At 65.6% G+C, this 13,965-nt stretch carries 17 protein-coding genes and 1 tRNA gene; 15 read left to right on the plus strand and 3 right to left on the minus strand.

The window, feature by feature from the left end:
• The first annotated feature begins 20 nt into the window (after window positions 1-20).
• From VH499_RS13260 to VH499_RS13280, 5 genes are read left to right on the plus strand one after another with little or no spacing between them, the layout of a single operon-like run.
• On the plus strand, window positions 21-443 hold the full coding sequence (locus VH499_RS13260; protein WP_332053217.1) for a DUF2948 family protein: 423 nt from the start codon (window positions 21-23) through the stop codon (window positions 441-443).
• Window positions 444-491: 48 nt separating this feature from the next.
• Entirely contained in the window at window positions 492-1,160 is a 669-nt protein-coding gene (gene hisG / locus VH499_RS13265; protein WP_332053218.1) for an ATP phosphoribosyltransferase, read from the plus strand.
• A complete protein-coding gene (gene hisD / locus VH499_RS13270; RefSeq protein ID WP_332053219.1) occupies window positions 1,150-2,454 on the plus strand; it encodes a histidinol dehydrogenase in 1,305 nt (434 codons plus the stop codon). The genes hisG and hisD overlap by 11 nt, the downstream gene beginning before the upstream one ends.
• Window positions 2,454-2,960 (plus strand): UPF0262 family protein, encoded by a 507-nt coding sequence (locus tag VH499_RS13275; protein WP_332053220.1) that lies wholly within the window; start codon window positions 2,454-2,456, stop codon window positions 2,958-2,960. Before hisD ends, VH499_RS13275 begins: the two co-directional genes overlap by 1 nt.
• 2 nt (window positions 2,961-2,962) lie before the next feature.
• Window positions 2,963-3,412, plus strand: a complete 450-nt coding sequence (locus tag VH499_RS13280; RefSeq protein WP_332053221.1) for an arsenate reductase ArsC — start codon at window positions 2,963-2,965, stop codon at window positions 3,410-3,412.
• Between the two features lie 119 nt (window positions 3,413-3,531).
• On the opposite strand, the gene VH499_RS13285 is transcribed toward VH499_RS13280, so the two are convergent.
• The gene (locus VH499_RS13285) at window positions 3,532-3,891 is read right to left on the minus strand and encodes a DUF805 domain-containing protein (protein ID WP_332053222.1); all 360 of its coding nucleotides are present in this window, start codon (window positions 3,889-3,891) and stop codon (window positions 3,532-3,534) included.
• A gap of 215 nt (window positions 3,892-4,106) precedes the next feature.
• Here VH499_RS13285 and infA point away from each other — a divergent pair, with 215 nt between their 5' ends.
• The 9 genes from infA to VH499_RS13330 all read left to right on the plus strand — a co-directional run bounded on the left by infA (window position 4,107) and on the right by VH499_RS13330 (window position 9,747).
• Window positions 4,107-4,325, plus strand: coding sequence for a translation initiation factor IF-1 (gene infA, locus VH499_RS13290; RefSeq protein WP_085933607.1), 219 nt, complete (start codon window positions 4,107-4,109; stop codon window positions 4,323-4,325).
• A gap of 6 nt (window positions 4,326-4,331) precedes the next feature.
• Window positions 4,332-4,913, plus strand: coding sequence for a nucleoside triphosphate pyrophosphatase (locus VH499_RS13295; RefSeq protein WP_332053232.1), 582 nt, complete (start codon window positions 4,332-4,334; stop codon window positions 4,911-4,913).
• Window positions 4,910-6,139 (plus strand): ribonuclease E/G, encoded by a 1,230-nt coding sequence (locus VH499_RS13300; RefSeq protein ID WP_332053223.1) that lies wholly within the window; start codon window positions 4,910-4,912, stop codon window positions 6,137-6,139. The genes VH499_RS13295 and VH499_RS13300 overlap by 4 nt, the downstream gene beginning before the upstream one ends.
• Window positions 6,136-6,339, plus strand: a complete 204-nt coding sequence (locus VH499_RS13305; RefSeq protein WP_332053224.1) for a DNA gyrase inhibitor YacG — start codon at window positions 6,136-6,138, stop codon at window positions 6,337-6,339. Before VH499_RS13300 ends, VH499_RS13305 begins: the two co-directional genes overlap by 4 nt.
• Before the next feature lie 63 nt (window positions 6,340-6,402).
• Window positions 6,403-6,478: transfer RNA gene (locus VH499_RS13310), tRNA-Phe, on the plus strand.
• A 158-nt stretch (window positions 6,479-6,636) separates the two neighbouring features.
• Window positions 6,637-6,843 carry a DUF2892 domain-containing protein gene (locus VH499_RS13315; RefSeq protein WP_332053225.1) on the plus strand — a complete coding sequence of 69 codons (207 nt, stop codon included), beginning with the start codon at window positions 6,637-6,639 and terminating at the stop codon, window positions 6,841-6,843.
• A gap of 5 nt (window positions 6,844-6,848) precedes the next feature.
• Window positions 6,849-8,183 carry a sigma-70 family RNA polymerase sigma factor gene (locus VH499_RS13320; RefSeq protein WP_332053226.1) on the plus strand — a complete coding sequence of 445 codons (1,335 nt, stop codon included), beginning with the start codon at window positions 6,849-6,851 and terminating at the stop codon, window positions 8,181-8,183.
• Between the two features lie 116 nt (window positions 8,184-8,299).
• Window positions 8,300-9,175, plus strand: a complete 876-nt coding sequence (locus tag VH499_RS13325; protein ID WP_332053227.1) for an MBL fold metallo-hydrolase — start codon at window positions 8,300-8,302, stop codon at window positions 9,173-9,175.
• Between the two features lie 71 nt (window positions 9,176-9,246).
• Window positions 9,247-9,747, plus strand: coding sequence for a hypothetical protein (locus VH499_RS13330; RefSeq protein WP_332053228.1), 501 nt, complete (start codon window positions 9,247-9,249; stop codon window positions 9,745-9,747).
• Between the two features lie 311 nt (window positions 9,748-10,058).
• Here VH499_RS13330 and VH499_RS13335 read toward each other — a convergent pair whose 3' ends face one another.
• Entirely contained in the window at window positions 10,059-11,081 is a 1,023-nt protein-coding gene (locus VH499_RS13335; RefSeq protein WP_332053229.1) for a sulfite exporter TauE/SafE family protein, read from the minus strand.
• 164 nt (window positions 11,082-11,245) lie between these two features.
• Between VH499_RS13335 and VH499_RS13340 the strand changes: the two genes are divergently transcribed.
• Entirely contained in the window at window positions 11,246-12,787 is a 1,542-nt protein-coding gene (locus VH499_RS13340; RefSeq protein WP_332053230.1) for a winged helix-turn-helix domain-containing tetratricopeptide repeat protein, read from the plus strand.
• A gap of 87 nt (window positions 12,788-12,874) precedes the next feature.
• Here VH499_RS13340 and VH499_RS13345 read toward each other — a convergent pair whose 3' ends face one another.
• Window positions 12,875-13,699, minus strand: a complete 825-nt coding sequence (locus VH499_RS13345) for a cyclase family protein (RefSeq protein WP_332053231.1) — start codon at window positions 13,697-13,699, stop codon at window positions 12,875-12,877.
• Between the last annotated feature and the right edge of the window lie 266 nt (window positions 13,700-13,965).

The following is a 13,965-nucleotide window of genomic DNA, read 5'->3' on the forward strand; positions in this document are numbered from 1 at the left end:
ATGAGCGGCCCGCGACCATGATGGAAAAGCTGAAGCTCACGGCGCTCGATGCCGAAGATCTATCGGTGATCTCGGCGGCGGTGCAGGATTCGCTGGTCGCGGTCCGCGACTGCGCCTTCTTTGCCGGCGAGAAACGTTTTGTTCTCCTCCTCAACCGCTTCCGCTGGGAAGCCGATGCGACCGTCGACACGGCCCATTGGCGGACCCATTCCGCCCTTGTTTTCAACGAGGTAAACGCCGTCCACCATCACGACATCCCGCTTCGGCAGCCCGACCGCATGCTGGAGTTGCTGGCGGTGAGCCAGCAAGAGGATGGCTCGGTTTCGCTGGGCTTTGCCGCCGGCCGCGCCATACGGCTGGAAATCGGCCGGCTTGCGTGTCATTTGGGGGATGTCGGGGAGCCTTGGCCCACCCCGTGGAAGCCCGCCCATCCGGTCGAATAGCCCTCACGGCCCGGCCACGGGCGGGCATTCGTTACTGGAGCGACGGTCTTGTCGAGTGAAGCAAACGAGAAGCTGATCCTGGCGGTGCCGAAGGGGCGCATCCTCGATGAGGCCGCGAGCCTGCTGGCCGCCGCCGACATCGAGCCGGAGCAGGCCTTCGCCGACCCCGACGCGCGGCAACTGCGCTTCGGGACGAACCACCCCGATCTCGACATCATCCGCGTGCGCTCGTTCGATGTCGCGACCTTCGTGGCGTTCGGCGCCGCTCATCTCGGCATCGCCGGCTACGACGTCCTGATGGAATTCGACTATCCGGAGATCTACGCACCGATCGACCTTGGCATCGGCAAGTGCCGGCTGGCCGTCGCGGAACCGGCGGAGATGGCGGGGAGCGACGATCCGAGGCGCTGGAGCCACGTGCGCATCGCCACCAAGTATCCCGAGGTGACGCGCCGCCACTTCGCCGCGCGAGGCGTGCAGGCGGAATGCGTCAAGCTTTCGGGTGCCATGGAGCTCGCGCCGTCGCTCGGCCTCAGTCATCGCATCGTCGACCTGGTCGATTCGGGTCGTACGCTTCGCGACAACGGACTGGTCGAGATCGAGCACATCGCCGACATTACCTCGCGCTTCATCGTCAATCGCGCCGCCCTCAAGACGCAGCCCGAGCGTGTCGGTCACTGGGTCGATCGCTTCCGCGAGGTGCGCCGTGCCGCTTAGGCTCGATGCCTCGGCGCCGGGTTTCGAAAAGGACTTCTCGGCCTTCCTTGGGCGCAATCGGGACAGCGACGAAAATGTCGACCGCATTGTCGCCGACATCGTGGCCGACGTGCGCGCCCGTGGTGACGCCGCCCTGATCGACTACACGCGCGAGTTCGACAGGGTGGAGACCGACGCGAAGGGCTTGCGCATTTCCGACGCCCAGCGTCGCGCGGCCGCAGCGAAGGTGCCCGCTGCGCAGCGCGAGGCGCTGGAATTCGCCGCCCGGCGCATCGAGGCGTTCCATCGCTCGCTGCTGCCCAAGGATGTCGAATTCACCGACTATACCGGCACGCGGCTCGGCGCCCGCTACCGGCCGCTCGATTCGGTCGGCGTCTACGTGCCGGGCGGCACGGCGGCCTATCCGTCGTCGGTGCTGATGAACGTCGTTCCGGCGAAGGTGGCCGGCGTGAAGCGCATCGCGATGGTCGTGCCGACGCCGGGTGGCAGTCTCAATCCTCTGGTCATGCTGGCGGCGGAGATCGCGGGCGCCGACGAGATCTGGCGCATCGGTGGGGCGCAGGCGGTGGCGGCTCTTGCCTATGGCACGGCCTCGATCAGGCCGGTCGACAAGATCACCGGTCCCGGCAACGCCTACGTTGCCGCCGCCAAGCGCCGTGTGTTCGGGCAGGTCGGCATCGACCTGATCGCAGGCCCGTCCGAGATTCTGGTCGTGGCGGACCGCCACAACGACCCTGCCTGGATCGCCGCCGATCTGTTGTCCCAGGCCGAGCACGATGCGTCCTCGCAATCGATGCTGATCGCCGACGACACGGCCTTCGCCGATGCGGTTGCAAGCGCCGTCGATACAGAGCTGGGGGCGTTGCCCCGCCGCGAGATCGCGGGTGCGAGCTGGCGCGACCACGGCGCCATCATCGTGGTACGCGACCTCGCCCGGTCGGCGCCGATCATCGATCGCATTGCCGCCGAGCATGTCGAGCTCGCGATGGAGCCGGAGGCAGCCGAGGTGCTGAGTGGCAGGATCGCCCATGCCGGCGCCATCTTCATCGGCCGCCACACCCCGGAGGCGATCGGCGATTACGTCGCCGGCACCAACCACGTGCTGCCGACCTCGCGGGCGGCGCGCTTCTCGGGCGGGCTCGGCGTCGCCGATTTTCTCAAGCGCACCTCGATCGTGGCCTGCACGGCCGATGCGCTGGCCCAGCTCGGCCCTGCGGCGCTGGCGCTGGCCGAGGCGGAAGGTCTCGGCGCGCACGGCCGCTCGGTTTCCATTCGGCTCAATCGCCGCGGCTGATGGCCATGGCGCACCCGCCATCATCCCATGCGGTTTCCAAGGCGCGACAGGTCGTCGATATCGTGCTCGACGAGAAATCGGTCGCCCGGCGCTCCCCCGAGGTCGAGCACGAGCGCGCCGTCGCCCTGTTCGACCTCCTGGAGGAGAACGACTTCGCGCTGGTGGGCGGCGAGGCCGGTCCCTACAAGCTGCATGTCGGCATCTTCGAGCAGCGCCTGGTCTTCAGCGTCCATTCGGCGGACGACCGCAAGCTGCGCGACGTCATCCTGTCGCTCACGCCGTTTCGCAAGATCGTGAAGGACTACTTCCTGATCTGCGGCAGCTACTATGCCGCCATCAAGAAGCTGGGGCCAGCGCAGATCGAGGCGCTCGACATGGGCCGCCGCGGCCTGCACAACGAGGGATCGGAGCTTCTGCGCGAACGGCTCACCGGCAAGATCGACCTCGACCTCGACACGGCGCGGCGGCTGTTCACCCTGATTTGCGCCCTGCACATCAAGGCCTGAGCATGAAGGACGGCGGACCCCCGGACAGCCTGCTGTTCGCGTGCACGCACAATTCCATCCGCTCGCCCATGGCCGAAGCGCTGGCGCGACGCCTCTACGGCCAGGCCGCCTATATCGAGTCGGTGGGCGTGCACGCAAGCGAGCTCGACGGCTTCACCACCGCCGTGCTGGACGAGATCGGCGTCGACAGTCATGCGCATCGGACCAAGACGTTCGACGATGTCGAGCCCAGCTCCTTCGATCTGATCGTGAGTCTATCGCCGGAGGCACATCACAGCGCTCTCGAATTCACGCGCAACACCGCGACCGATGTCGAATACTGGCCGATCCCGGATCCCAGTGCCGTGGAAGGGTCGCGCGAGATGCGGCTCGACGCCTATCGCCGCGTGCGCGACATGATCCTGGCCCGCCTCAAGGCGCGCTTCGGGACGCCGGCCGGTCCGACGCCATAGCTCTCCCGGCGAGGCGGCGAAAGGCAGCCTGCGTGGCTCGCCGGCGCACAGGCTGCCTTGCCGGCGCCGCTTCGAGTGCCGTGGCGTCAGCCGGCGGCCTGGCGTTTTCTTTTGGTCCCTCAGGCCGACCGGCGCGCCGCGCCGGAGGCGACCGCCGATCCCGCCGCCGGCAGCAATCCGCAATCGATGACGAGCCAGATCTGGCCCACGATCGGCAGCAGCAGGAGCATCGACCAGAAACCGGTCTTGCCGCGATCGTGACAGCGCTTGATCGTGATGGCCGCCTGCACCCAGATGATCGGCATCGCGAGGACGAGGGCGATGCCTGAGCCCATGAAGATGCTGCCCGGCATCCAGGCCGCGAGCAAACGGTCGGCATAGCTCACGTAGAGCCAGGCGAGCAGCAGGACAACGGCCTGTCCCGCCCAGAAAGGGCCGCGTCCGATCCGACCTTCGAAGCCGAAGAGCAGCGCCGTCATTCCTCCTGGCCTCCCCGCTGGCGATTGCTTGCCTCCGCGCGGGGCGGAGCCTGCCTCAACCGAAGGATGCGGTCGAGGCCCGAGTGGACACGTTTCGCTTCGTTGCAAGGGCTCTGAATGGCTTTCCCGGCGAGAGGGTAGGCGTTGACTATCCCCCGGTCCCAGCCCATTTTCCGCCCGCTTTCGTTTTTGTACCCACTCCAACCGGAGGCCGGATGGCCAAGGAAGATCTGATCGAGTTCAACGGGGTCGTGGAGGAGTTGCTGCCCAATGCGATGTTCCGCGTGAAGCTCGACAACGACCATACGATCCTCGCCCACACCTCGGGCAAGATGCGCAAGAACCGCATCCGCGTGCTGGCAGGCGACCGCGTCACCGTCGAGATGACGCCCTACGACCTGACCAAGGGACGCATCACCTTCCGTTTCAAGTAGGCACCGCTGGCGCTGCCGCTGGTCCTGGCTTCCGCCTCGCCGCGCCGCCTGGATCTCCTGCGGCAGATCGGGATCGAGCCGACGAAGATCGATCCGGCCGATACCGACGAGACGCCGCTTCCGGGTGAGTTGCCGCGCGCCTACGCATTGCGCATGGCTCGCGCCAAGCTCGAGGTCGTGGCGGAGCGTCATCCACAGGCGGTGGTGCTCGCCGCCGACAGCGTCGTCGCGGTCGGTCGGCGCATCCTGCCCAAGGCCGAGAGCGAGGATACGGCGCGCGCCTGCCTTGGCCTGCTTTCGGGCCGCCGCCACAAGGTGCTGGGCGGCGTCGCCGTCGCCGCAAAGGGGAGTGTCCGCATGCGCCTGGTGGAAACCGCGGTCCGCTTCAAGCGGCTCGACGAACGGGAGATCGACGACTATCTCGCCAGCGGCGAATGGCGCGGCAAGGCGGGCGGCTATGCCGTGCAGGGCCGGGCCGCCGCCTTCGTCTCCTTCCTGTCCGGCTCCTACAGCAATGTGGTCGGCCTGCCGCTGTTCGAGACGGCGGCACTGTTGAACTCCATGGGCCGCCCGGCAGGCGCGCCGTGAGCCGGATCGACCGCCTGATCTGCCACGTCATGCCGCGCGCCTTCCTGCTCGCGCTTGTCGCGGACGGCCGGCTGGTGGAGCTGCGCATTGCCCGGCGCGACCGGCCGTCGCTGACCGAAAGCATCTTCCTCGGCCGACTGGAGCGGGTCATGCCCGAGCTCGACGCGGCGTTCGTCGACATCGGCATCGGCCGCTCGGCCTTCCTGCGGGCGGAGGATCGCGCCGGCATCGACGGCTGGCCGCCGGCCGGCGCGCCGGTGCTGGTGCAGGTCCGCAACGACGGCGAGGGCAGCGGCCAGGGCGGCAGCGGCGGCAAGGGACCACGCCTGTCGATGGATATCGCCGTGTCCGGGCGCTATCTCGTCTATCATCCGCTGCGGACGGGCGTCTCATTCTCGCGCCGCATCGAGGGCGAGGCCGAGCGCGAGCGGCTGGCCGGTCACGTGCGTGATCTGCTGGAAGGCGGCCTCGTGCTGCGTACTGCCTCATCCGGCGCATCCAGCGATCTTCTGCGCGCCGATGCCACGCAGGTCCTCGAGCGCTGGGAGGCGATCCGGCGTCACGCGCTCAACGCCCCGCCGCCGGCCGATCTGACGGCGCGCCTGCCCGGCTGGGGCGATCCGGTCGAGCGTGCGCTGCGCGACCATGGCGCCGGTCTCGAGGAGGTGATCATCGATGACCGGGGCCGGGCACGATCGCTGCAGGACCAGTTCGACCACCGCCAGGAGAAGATCCGCGTGCGCTGGCACGGCGGGCCGATGCCGATCTTCGACATCGACGACGTGGCTGGCCAGATCGACACCGCGCTGGCGCGGCGAATCGCGCTGCAAAGCGCAGTCGAGGTGCTGTTCGAGCCGGGCGAGACGCTGCTCGCGATCGATGTCGACAGCGCCGGCGCGGGCGGCCGCCAGGGCCGCGCGCCGCGTCGCGCGGTCGAGGTCAACCTCGAGGCCGCGCCCGCGATCGCCCAGCAACTGCGCCTGCGCAACCTCGGCGGCGCGGTGGTCATTGATTTCGTCACCATGCGCAGCGCCTACGATCGCGACAAGGTGCAGGCCGCGCTCGCGGAGGCGCTGGCCGACGACCCGGTGCCGACCCAGCTCTACGGCTTCACGCGGCTCGGCCTCTTCGAGTTGACCCGCGCGCGCCGCGGCGCGACGCTCGCCGCCGAGCTCGAGGCGCTGCATCATCAACAGACGGACGAACCGACCGACCAGCAGCCATGACGCCGTCCGATCGATCCTCCCCGCCGCTGCGGGCCGTGCGCATCGACGCCAGATGCCCGGTATGCGGCAAGCGCGCCGAGCTCAGATATCGACCCTTTTGCAGCAAGCGCTGCGCCGACATCGATCTCGGCCGCTGGCTCAAGGAGGGCTATCGCGTGCCGACCGACGAAACCCCGGACGACGGAACCGGGGAAGGCTAGGAGAGCCGACCTAGACACCGGCCCTGACGCATCCTATACAGCCCGCCGCCAACCGGACGGCGCGCCCAGGTAGCTCAGTTGGTAGAGCATGCGACTGAAAATCGCAGTGTCGGTGGTTCGATTCCGCCCCTGGGCACCATTCCCTTTCCATTCCAAATCCTTGCGTTGGAGTGGGACACTTCCTGAAGCTGCCACCCCCTCAAATTATTTTTTGTGCCGCGACCCCGGCGCCGGGTTTGCGCCCTCTTGTCTGGTGAATGCGCCATAGCGGCGCGTCACGAACCGGAGCACAGGACCATGCGGTACAGGAAGAACGTTGGCGGGTGGGAGCGCGCGGCCAGGCTGATCGGCGGGGGCTTGATGCTCATGTGCGGCGGGGCAGCGCTGCACGCTTCGCCGCTCGGGCTACTGCTCAGCGGCGCGGGTGTCGTGACGCTGGTCACCGGCGTGTTCGGCTATTGCCCTGCCTGCGCCATCGCCGGACGCGAGCCACTGAAGGAGTGACTGCCTTGGCGCGCGTAGCAAACGATCTCTTGCTCGCGGCACAGTCGGGTGACCGGCACGCCCTGACACAGCTATTGGTGGCGCTGCAGCCGAACATTCGACGCTACGCCCGGCGCCTTTGCCACCGCACCTCGGTCATCGAAGATGTGGTGCAAGAAGCACTCATCGTCGTGTACCGGCGCGTGGGCACGATCCGCAGTCCAGCCGCACTCGCCGGCTGGCTGGTGACCGTCATCGCGCGCCTTTGCATGCTGCCGGCGCTGATGCTGATGCGCGGAGTCGAGGAGCTCGCCAGCCTGGAAGAGTCACGCGAGCTCGCAAAGGTCCCGCCGGACGAGTTACGCTTGGACCTGGTCAATGCGATCGAGTCGCTTTCGCCGTCCCATCGCGAAGTGCTGCTGCTGCGAGATCTCGAAGATCTGACGATTGGGGAAATCGCCGGGCGGCTCGGCGTCACGCGCGAAGCGACCAAAGCCGCCTGCGCCGCGCCCGCGCACTGGTGCGCGAATACCTGCTCGGCACAAAAGACAGCGGACGAGAGAGCACATGAATTACTTTCTTGGAGTGGGCATGTTCGGGAGCGCCTTCCTGGGCGGCCACCTGATGCGCGGCGCAGCTGCGGCGGCGCTACTCGCTTGGGCCATCGTCCACCAGGCCGCGCACCCCTGGCTATCCCTGGGCGCGGGCGTTGCCGCCCTCGTCGCGCTACGCGGATGCCCGATGTGCTGGACAGTGGGCCTGGTCGAGACGCTTTCGCAAGGAACGCGCAGACCGGACATGGCCGCATTAACATTGCGACAGGACGGGAAGGAGGTGTCGTGCGGAAAACGTTCGCGGTATTGGGCTCTGCCCTCTTCTTCGCGGTTGCGCCCAGCTCGCTGGCGGGGCTCATTCCCTGGTGGATAACGCGTTGGGAGTTCCAGCCGCCCTTCTTTGATCTCGAAGCGACGCGCGCCGTCGGGATCCTGTTGATCGTCGCCGGTCTACCCGGGCTCGTCGACTCGTTCGCACGCTTTGCGCTGCAAGGATTGGGCACGCCCGCGCCGATCGCACCGACGCAGAACCTCGTGGTGACGGGTCTCTATCGCCATGTGCGCAATCCTATTTACGTTGCCCTTGTCGCCGTCATTCTGGGCCAAGCGGTCTTGTTCGGCGATCAGCGCCTTCTTGGGTACGGTGTGTTGATGTGGGTCGCCTTTCACGCGTTTGTCGTGGCGTACGAGGAGCCGGTGCTCGTTGATAGGTTCGGAACGGAGTACGAGGATTTCCGGGCCAATGTCCCGCGCTGGATTCCGCGGCTCACGCCCTGGCGAGCCGCACCACGCCGGAATCATTCGTGACGCGGGCGCCACGAAGGCGGGCGGCATAGCGGCAAAGGCGCTCTTCGTCATCGGCCCCGGGCTGGGCTACGATAGAGCAGCAAGTTCGGATAACCCACGGGCGAGGAGACGGAGCGGTGCGCACGAGCTTTTCCGTTGACGACATGACCATCCACCGCATTGTCGAGCAGGAGAGCGGCTTCACGCCGATGCTCGACTTCCTGCCGACATTGTCGAAAGAAACCCTTGGCGAGAATCTCGGCTGGCTGGCGCCCGGCGGCTATGACAGCGCGAGCGGCAATGTCGTGTTGTGCTTCCAGTCGTATGTCGTCAAGACGCCGCACCATAACATCCTGGTCGACAGCTGCATCGGCAACGACAAGAACTTCCCGCTGCGCCCGGCCTGGAACAAGAAGAGTGACAGCAACTGGATGACCGCTCTGAAGGCTGCCGACCTCGGGGTCGAGGACATCGATTTCGTGATGTGCACGCATCTGCACGGCGATCACGTCGGCTGGAATACCAGGTTGGAGAACGGCCGCTGGGTCCCGACCTTTCCGAAGGCGCGCTACCTGTTTTCGAGGAAGGAATACACCTATTGGAGCGAGATCCATCGCAAGACGCCGCTCGACCAGATCACCGACAGCGTTCTGCCGATCATCGAGGCCAATCGCGCCGAATTGGTTACCAGCGATCATGCGCTCAACGACCATATCCGATTGAGCCCGACCCCGGGCCATACGCCGGACCACTTCGCGGTCTGCGCCGGCAAGGGCGGCGACGCCGCGGTGTTCACCGGCGATCTGATCCATTCGCCGATCCAGGCCCGCTATCCCGAATTGGTCATGCGTGTCGACACCGACCGCGACCAGGCGGTCCGGACGCGGCGGAATTTCCTCGAGCGCTACTGCGACACCGAGACGTTGTGCTGCACAATGCACTTCCCCTCGCCGTCGGTCGGCCATATCAAGCGCTGGGGAGACGGCTTCCGCCTGGAATACGCAAACGCCTGAAGGTGCGGAACCGGCGTGGTACGGCTGTCGCCGCAACCACTATTGCAGTGCTCATTGAATAGGAGGACACCGTGATCCATCACCTGTCGATCGCCGCGCGCGACCCGAAGCATTCCGCCGAGGTGCTGGCGGAGATCATGGGCGGCAAGGTGGTACCGTTCCCGCCCAACCCGGGCAGCTTTTTCGCGTTGCAGCTCGACGACCACGGCTCCGGGGTCGAGGTCTATCCCGCGGGGACGGAATTGCAGCCCGCCGGCGAGGAAGGCGGCAGCTTTGTCAGGAAGCCCCGGGAGGGGCGCGGCTTTGGCGCCACGCACTTCGCGCTCAGCGTCGCGACCGACGCAAGCAAGGTGAAACAGATCGCCAAGCGCGCCGGCTGGCATTGCGTGACCTGCAATCGCGGGCCGTTCCACGTGATCGAGGTGTGGGTCGAGAACGATACGATGGTCGAGGTTTTGCCGCCGGACTTCGCGGCGGAATACCTGGCCTGGACCCGCCCCGACACGGTCGTGACCCGTATGGGCAGCGCGCCGACCTCGGGCCCCCGCCAGGCGCGCGCTCGCTCGGCTTAAGCTCACACGTACACCGAGAGCCGCTTACGTTTCCGGCCCTTGCGGCGAGAGCCGTTTATTCCCTCGCGCCCTGTTCAGGTGCTGTGTTGCCCACTTCGTGACGTGGTTGCCGTCTCCGGCTTGTTCTCATACCCAGGATTCTGCCGTTACCAGTTCATCCATTGCAAAAGTCGGTGTCGTGATAGCGGGACCTCGAACACCGACGCGCAGACGATCGCCAAGGGCTGGTCCCCGAATGTCGCTCTCCGGGGTAAGGCGCACTTGTTGTTCTCAACGTGGTGATTTTCCGTTACTCGATCGGTCAGGCGCCGCTAGACGAGTAGGGCTGCCCCTGAAACAAGCAGCAACGTGTTGACGCCGAATGCGAATTGCCGGTCGTTCAATTTCCTGAACACGCCCATGCCGAAGAGACAGCCGCCGAACATCGCTGGCAGGTATTCGATGCCGGCAAAGTCGAAGCTGCGGCCGTGGGCGAGCCGAAGTCCCGGCATCGCTATGAGCGCGATCGCTGCTATCTGTACGAGCAGGATGAAGGGCTGATAGACGCCACGCTGGCGCTCCTTGCTCCAACCTTTCAACCCGCACCAGACGGTAACGAATGCTCCGGGAAAGGCCGCCATGCCTCCGGTGACGCCTCCGAGGACACCGGCCAATGCATCGAACACGGCATGCTGGCGCGCCACCACCACCGGTCGGCGCAGGATCATGACGGCCGCATAGAGCACGATGAATGTGCCGATAATTCGCATAAACACGTCAGTGGGCGTGTGCAGCAGGATGTGGACCCCAATTGGCAGCCCGATCGCGGCGCCGAGCACAAACGGTGCAAGCGCGCGCCAGTCGATGGCATGACGCAGGTGCCAGACCATGAGCGCCTGACCGCCCACGCTGCAAACCATCATGATCTGCACCGCCTCTACGGGCTGGTCGATCAGATGGAACAGCATTGCACCGCAGATCGCCGAGAAAGCGAAGCCCGCGATGCTCGAAAAGAGCGCGGCAAAGAACACCGCCAACATCGCCAAGGTTGAAATCGACGGGGCGTGGAACTGCTTCAAGGCAAGCGCATAGACCAGGAGCCCGCCGACGGTCATGCCGAGAAAAAGAACCCGGCGGGGCCGGAATCTCTCCACGACGTCGCCAATCACCATCGCGCGCGCTGCCCGGGCCGTCGCCAGATGATTGTCCAGCGCTCGATCGAATTCGATGCAGGTGCTTGTCGGCTTTGTGGTCTTGTACCCTGCGGAGGTGGTCCAGTCAGGGAACTGCCCGTCGCTGAACATCACGCCCGTCAGTCGGGTGACCTGCAAAAGGCCGCTCTGATTGGGTCGCATCGCAGCCGCCTCCCAATTCGATCGCGCGAACCTCTTGATCACCACACGGGCACACCTTGCGCATATTCAGGGGCCGGCAGTGACCGCGATCGTGCTGGACGGTACCGGCGAAGCCGCCTTAAGGTCCTTGTTTGAGGGTCTAAAAAATCGAGACCGCGCCTCCGATGGAGAACGAGGAGATCCGCTTCGGCCGTTTCAGGCTCGATCTCGGGCGCCCCGAATTGCGACGCGATGGTCAGCCGGTGCGGATTCACCCGCGCGCGCTTGGCATCCTGTGTGCCCTGGCCGAGGCCAAGGGCGAGATCGTCAGCAAGGACGAGCTGATGTCCCGCCTATGGCCCGGTCGCATCGTCGAAGAGGGAAACCTCCACGTCCATGTCTCGGCTCTCCGAAAGTCGTTGGACGACCACGGCGAAGGGCACAGTCTTGTCGTCACTGTCCCAGGGCGCGGCTATCGACTGTCGGATCTGACCGGCTTGCGGTCGGCTCAATGGGCCAAAGACTCCTTGCCGCCGCAGCTGCCGCTACCCGACAAGCCGTCGATTGCGGTGCTGCCATTTGCGAACATGAGCGGCGATCCCGATCAGGAATACTTCGCAGACGGCATGGTCGAGGAAATCATCACTGCGCTTTCCCGCATCCGCTGGCTGTTCGTGATCGCGCGCAATTCGAGCTTCACTTACAAGGGGCAAGCGGTCGATGTGAAGCAAGTTGGCCGCGAGCTTGGGGTGCGTTATGTGCTCGAGGGTTCGGTCCGGAAAGGAGGAGGGCGAGTCAGGATCTCGGCGCAATTGTTGGACGCCGAGAGCGCCGCTCATCTCTGGGCCGACCATTTCGACGGCTCGCTTGAGGACGTTCTCGACCTGCAGGACCAGGTGGCGATCAGGGTCGCCGCGGTCATTGAGCCAGAATTGGAGGCTGCGGAAATCCGGCGAGCGCTGGATCGGCCGAGGAACGATCCGACAGCCTACGATCTTTATCTCCGCGCGCTGCGAGCAATGCAGTCGTGGGAGAGGAAGGGTCATATGGAGGCGCTCGATCAGCTGAGCCACGCGACCAGGCTGGACGCTGCCTACGGCCCGGCAATCGCGTTGTCCGCGTGGTGCCATATGGCGCTCATCGGCGCTGGTTGGACCGACAACCCTGAGGCGACCCGTCAAAAGGCTACCTCGCTTGCCCGCCGCGCCCTTCGCAACGCCGGCGACGATGCCGTGATCCTCGGCAGAGCCACCTATGTCCTTGCCTACTTCGGCGAGGATATTGATGTCGTAACAGCCCTCATGGATCAGTCACTACGTATCAATCCGAGCTTCGCCGACGGATGGCATTGGAGCGGGTGGCTAAGAATGTGGGCGGGCTCGCCCGACGTGGCGATCGATCATTTCGAGAAATCGTTGCGCCTCGATCCACGCGATCGTGGTGGCCGCACATTGATGGCGAACGGCGTAGCCCATTTCTTCGCGCGGCGCCTGGACCAGGCGCGGACCATGTTGTTGCAGTCATTACAAGGGCACCCGGATTGGGTCCCGACGAACCGTTTTCTCGCTGCCTGTTACGCGCACCTGGGCGAGTTGGACGAGGCAAGAACGATGATCACGCGGCTGCGCGCCCTGACGCCAGTAGTGCTCCCGAGCGCGGATCATTGGCGCGATCCGGAGCAGCGCGAGTTCTACCTGTCGGGCCTGCGGCTGGCGATGAGTGAGTGAGGCGGCCGTGCCTCACGGATCTTCCGGGTTTGACCGGATGGTCGAAACGTTGGATCGCGCCCTGTCGACAGGTCAGCCGAAAGAGGCTCAGGCGATGGCAATCGGGCGGATCGGCGAACCCGTCGATCCCACGAGGCGCAGAGGCAACGCCACGAATATCACCCGCGGCCTTCGCAGCCCTGCGATCTCGTCCAGATTGAGGTTTTCCATGATGTGGATGCCTTCATCGACCAGCAGGATGGCGTGAACCGAGACACCAGGCATCGGCAGGCATTCGAAAGCGGGGGTATCGGAACCGACCAGGGTGGCTCCCCGCGAAACCAGCCACCGGGCCGCCTTCTCGCCGGGTCCCGGCATGCCGCCGCGACGCCCGATGAACGTCTCGGCGTCGGACCAGTGCTTCGACCAGCCGGTCCGGATCAGGACGGCGTCTCCTGCCGCGATGTCGCCACCGGTCAAGGTCAGGGCCTTCTCGATGTCGGAGACCGCGATCTCCTCGCCAGGCTCCAGGCAATCGACGTTCCGTGCCGACGCGACGTCGACGATGACGGCATGCTGCAGGATCGGCGGGATATCCGCCGCGTTGAGCTCGCGATATCCATCGCGCGTCTCGATCTCGGAAACCTTGATGCCGCCATGCAGGCACCCGTTGCGGGAGAAATGACCGAGCGCATCTATATGGGTGCCGGAATGGCCCGACGTCACGATGACCTCGTTGGCAAAACTTGATCCATCGGGCCGCTTTGCCGGATGCGGATCGCCGTGCCGCCGATGCAACGCCAGCGAATAGGGAATGTGCTGGTGATAGACCGGCATCGACGGAGCCATCGCGTACGACAACTCGTAGATCCTCGCTCCTTCGGCAAGGCACGCAAACAGCCGGGGTTCGAAGCTCGACAACCTGCTCGCCATGTCCTTCCCCCTGGTTCGTTCCACGCACCTTGACCCACGCGGGCGGTCAAGGCCAATGGATCGAAGACCGGCAAGAATATTGACACTCCTGGAACGACGGACCAGCCTTGAAACGCTACGGGAGAACGGAAATGGCAGAGATCGTCTTTGCGGCCGGCGCGCCGCATGCGCCTGGCCTGATCGGTTTGCTCGAAGCCGCGCCCGCCGACGTCAAGGACATCGTCACGGTCACCTATCGCAATCTCGCCGACGCGATCGGCTCGGCC

Source organism: Reyranella sp. (assembly GCF_036558665.1).
GTDB lineage: Bacteria > Pseudomonadota > Alphaproteobacteria > Reyranellales > Reyranellaceae > Reyranella.

Coding starts and splice junctions, on each gene's coding strand:
- VH499_RS13260 (WP_332053217.1), top strand. CDS start 21: ATGGAAAAGCTGAAGCTCACGGCGCTCGATGCCGAAGATCTATCGGTG.
- VH499_RS13275 (WP_332053220.1), top strand. CDS start 2,454: ATGGCCATGGCGCACCCGCCATCATCCCATGCGGTTTCCAAGGCGCGA.
- VH499_RS13280 (WP_332053221.1), top strand. CDS start 2,963: ATGAAGGACGGCGGACCCCCGGACAGCCTGCTGTTCGCGTGCACGCAC.
- VH499_RS13285 (WP_332053222.1), bottom strand. CDS start 3,891: ATGACGGCGCTGCTCTTCGGCTTCGAAGGTCGGATCGGACGCGGCCCT.
- infA (WP_085933607.1), top strand. CDS start 4,107: ATGGCCAAGGAAGATCTGATCGAGTTCAACGGGGTCGTGGAGGAGTTG.
- VH499_RS13305 (WP_332053224.1), top strand. CDS start 6,136: ATGACGCCGTCCGATCGATCCTCCCCGCCGCTGCGGGCCGTGCGCATC.
- VH499_RS13315 (WP_332053225.1), top strand. CDS start 6,637: ATGCGGTACAGGAAGAACGTTGGCGGGTGGGAGCGCGCGGCCAGGCTG.
- VH499_RS13335 (WP_332053229.1), bottom strand. CDS start 11,081: ATGCGACCCAATCAGAGCGGCCTTTTGCAGGTCACCCGACTGACGGGC.
- VH499_RS13340 (WP_332053230.1), top strand. CDS start 11,246: ATGGAGAACGAGGAGATCCGCTTCGGCCGTTTCAGGCTCGATCTCGGG.
- VH499_RS13345 (WP_332053231.1), bottom strand. CDS start 13,699: ATGGCGAGCAGGTTGTCGAGCTTCGAACCCCGGCTGTTTGCGTGCCTT.